The sequence below is a fragment of the Bacteroidota bacterium genome, assembly GCA_034723125.1.
In the GTDB taxonomy this organism is placed as follows: Bacteria; Bacteroidota; Bacteroidia; order CAILMK01; family JAAYUY01; genus JAYEOP01.
In genome coordinates this window covers 1-3,268 of the sequence record JAYEOP010000228.1, presented here as the reverse complement: position 1 = coordinate 3,268, position 3,268 = coordinate 1, and the positions used below count along the sequence as shown (strand labels likewise).

2 protein-coding genes are annotated in these 3,268 nt (G+C 29.1%); one reads left to right on the top strand and one right to left on the bottom strand.

Features of this window, described 5'->3' with window-relative positions; all coding sequences use genetic code 11:
• Positions 1 to 181 precede the first annotated feature (181 nt).
• Complete coding sequence (locus U9R42_06455) at positions 182 to 1,618, bottom strand: transporter substrate-binding domain-containing protein (GenBank protein ID MEA3495661.1); 1,437 nt, start codon at positions 1,616 to 1,618, stop codon at positions 182 to 184.
• An 850-nt stretch (positions 1,619 to 2,468) separates the two neighbouring features.
• Here U9R42_06455 and U9R42_06450 point away from each other — a divergent pair.
• Entirely contained in the window at positions 2,469 to 2,948 is a 480-nt protein-coding gene (locus U9R42_06450; GenBank protein ID MEA3495660.1) for a ribonuclease H, read from the top strand.
• Positions 2,949 to 3,268 lie beyond the last annotated feature (320 nt).

Sequence of the window (3,268 nt, the reverse complement as noted above, 5' to 3'; positions counted from 1 at the left end):
TACTAAGCAAAACATCAAGCTTAATGTTACACAAGATTTCAGATTTGACTTTTATAAATCGAAAGAAATAATTGAAACAGGGAAAAAATCGGCTAATACAGCTATTAATAATTATATAAAACATTCTGAATAAGTAAAATACGGTTTACCTTTTTTTACAGGGCAAGGAAATGATTATTTGTTAAATTTCAATTGCATTTTTATAATGTTCGTATCTTTCCATAATTTGTTTAACAAAATTATATGATTCTATGCCTCGGCTATATCCGTGTTTAACAACAGGGTCGTGGTAATATTGAGGGTTTGATTTTAATAATAGGAATGTATCTACATTTCCAAACCAAACGGATGAATCTTTACCGTTTTTTTCTGCAAGTCTTTGTGCATCAAAAATATGTCCAGGTCCTGCATTGTAGGATGCTAAAATAAAAAGTATTCTTTCGTTTTCATCTGTAATTCTATTTCTAAATCTATCATCAAGATATTTAATAAACTTTACACCGGCAGCTATTTGTACTTCGGTAGAAGATGCAGGGCTTGCACCAAAACGATCTGCTGTTACAGGCATAAGTTGCATCAAACCAAATGCTCCTGCCCATGATACCACATTTGGGTCAAATCTTGATTCCTGATAAATTAATGAAGCAAGTAGTCTCCAGTCCCAATCAATTTCTTTTGCATATTTTTTTATCAAATCATCATATTTTGATATTTTTCCTCCTTCAAGAGAATTAAATTCGCTTTCAAAAATTGCAACTGATTTTTTGTTTTTGAAATACTTGTTGTAAAGATATGTGTATTTTTTTGTTTCTTTAAATGCAGTCAGCCATTTGTCTATTGACTTTTGTAGTTTAAACGAACCTTTGTTAACTCCCCATGCAAGGTTTTGAGGGAAACTTATAGGCGTTTTTACATCAAGTAGAGGATAATAAGTGGAGTTAACCATGCCTACATGTTCATCACAAACCGTATAATCAATTTCTCCTTTTGCAACCATTGTTATAAGTCTTTCTTCATGAAATTCAGTGTCTTCTTTTATATTAATAGTATCGCCAATTTCATTTGAAAGATTGTGTAGCCTTTCGGCAAATGAAGAATTCCCCTGAACATAAACAGTTTTTCCTCCAAGCTCCAGTTGATTTCTAATGAGTTGTTTTTCAATTTCCTTACTACTTAGTGCTTTGTAATTTTTAGGCTTTCTTTGTACCAAAACTTGCCTTGATTGATTTAATGGTGTTGTAAAGGATATTATTTCCGAACGCTTTTTTGTAACGGTAAGGTCTATTCCCAAAACATCACATTCCTGATTTTGTAATTGTTGAAATGCTTTGTCAAGGTTGTTTTCAATTTTTAATTCAAGTTTTACACCAATGAAATCTGCATATAATTTTAATAATTCATAATGAAAACCCATAGGTTGCCCTTTGTAAATAAAATAATTTGTTGAACTGTAATCAGTTATAGCAATTAACTTTTGTTCTTCATAAATTCTGTCAAGTGCATTTGTGGGGGTAATAACTTCAGGGCTTTCTTGTTTTGTTTTATTTTTGCAAGATGTTGAAAATAAAATGATTGAAATAGAGAGGAGAAAAAAGAACTTAAAATAATAATTATTCATGCTGTTTTTGTTAGTTAGCAGATTATTGTTTTTTATAAAACACTTAAATTCTGAAAGTGGCTAATTGAAATAGAAAAAATAACAACTTAAAAGACGAGATTCATAAAATAACAATATTTAATTAACATCCAATATATGATAAAAATTTGGAGTATTGCAAAAAATAAAAAAAATAAAAAAAATAGAACCTCCCTATAGTCCTCCACCTTTAGTTTTGAAAAACAAAAAAAGAAGGTTCTATGTTGATTTGTGTGGGTAAAAAAAATTAGAGCCACAGACTTCGTCTGTCGAAGACATGCTAAGTGTAATAGAAGTAAGACTACGTCTGTCAAAGACAGATTCACAGATTAAAATTCATTAATTAGTACCTCTGAGAAAAAAAAGAAAATTCTGCATATCCTCCGTTCATCCCTTTGTCACCTAAAAATGATGCCATCACACTCAGTGAGTTGGGTTTTCCCCTTTAGGGAATTTATGGGATACAGCTAGGCAAATAATGAGTTTTCTTATAAGTAGTGTCTCTAAGAAAACTCTGCAAAATTAGATTCCTATCTTTTTGCAATATTTTTATCTTTCTCAACTCACTGATGCTAAGGCATCGCCTCGTCTCAAAAAATAAAAATCTTAGAAATCATAAAATTTGATAGTTTTCTTAGAGGCACTAAGTACTAATTACAAAAAGAGTAATTTTGTAATCTGTGAATCTGTGGCAAATTTGATTACCCACAGTATTTGACATAGAACCAAAATTTTACTTTTGTGTAAAACAATTGTAATGGAAATTATTTCTAAAAAGATAGAAAAAAAAAATTAATTCAGGAATAATTAGATACAATAAAATCAACTTATTATGAATAATAAAGAAAATATATTTGAGATTTATACTGATGGAAGTTGCAATACAGAATTAAAAATTGGAGCATGGGCAGCGATTATTTTATATGGTAGTGAAAAAATTGTATTAACAGCAAAAGAAAAAAATACCACAAATAATAGAATGGAATTATTATCAGTAATTGATGCTATAAAATTTCTGAAAAATAAATTTGAAAAAATTGAATTAATAAAAATATTTTCTGATAGTCAATATGTGGTAAGGATATGCGAAAGAAAGGAAAGGTTGAAAAACAATAATTTTTTAACAAAAAAAGGTAAAGACATAAGAAATGTGGATTTGGTAAAAGAACTAATTGTGATAATTGAATCCATGAATATTGATTTTATAAAAGTAAAAGCACATCAAAAGAAAAGTGATAAAAAAAATTACAACAGAGATGTAGATATGCTTTCACGGAAGATTGTGAGGGAGGAAGTGAGCAGTTCGCAGTAGGCAGTCTTCAGTCCGCAGTCTTCAGCCTGTGCATGATGTAAAATTGTAGAGACAAATCACGATTTGTCTAAACCCAGTACAAAGAAAAAAACACGAAAACAATAATTAGATACAAGATATAAGATACAAGATGTAAGATTCATAATGAAAGAATGTAAAGACAAATCACGATATGTCTAAACCCAGCACAAAGAAAAAAAAACAAAAGAAGGGTTTAAAAAATTCAAGATTAAGAAAATAAAAAAATATTAATACCTCCCTATTATAAAAATACTACTTTTGTTGTTTATGAAAAAAGCTGTTTTTATTATATTATTCTT

Coding starts and splice junctions, on each gene's coding strand:
- U9R42_06455 (MEA3495661.1), bottom strand. CDS start 1,618: ATGAATAATTATTATTTTAAGTTCTTTTTTCTCCTCTCTATTTCAATC.
- U9R42_06450 (MEA3495660.1), top strand. CDS start 2,469: ATGAATAATAAAGAAAATATATTTGAGATTTATACTGATGGAAGTTGC.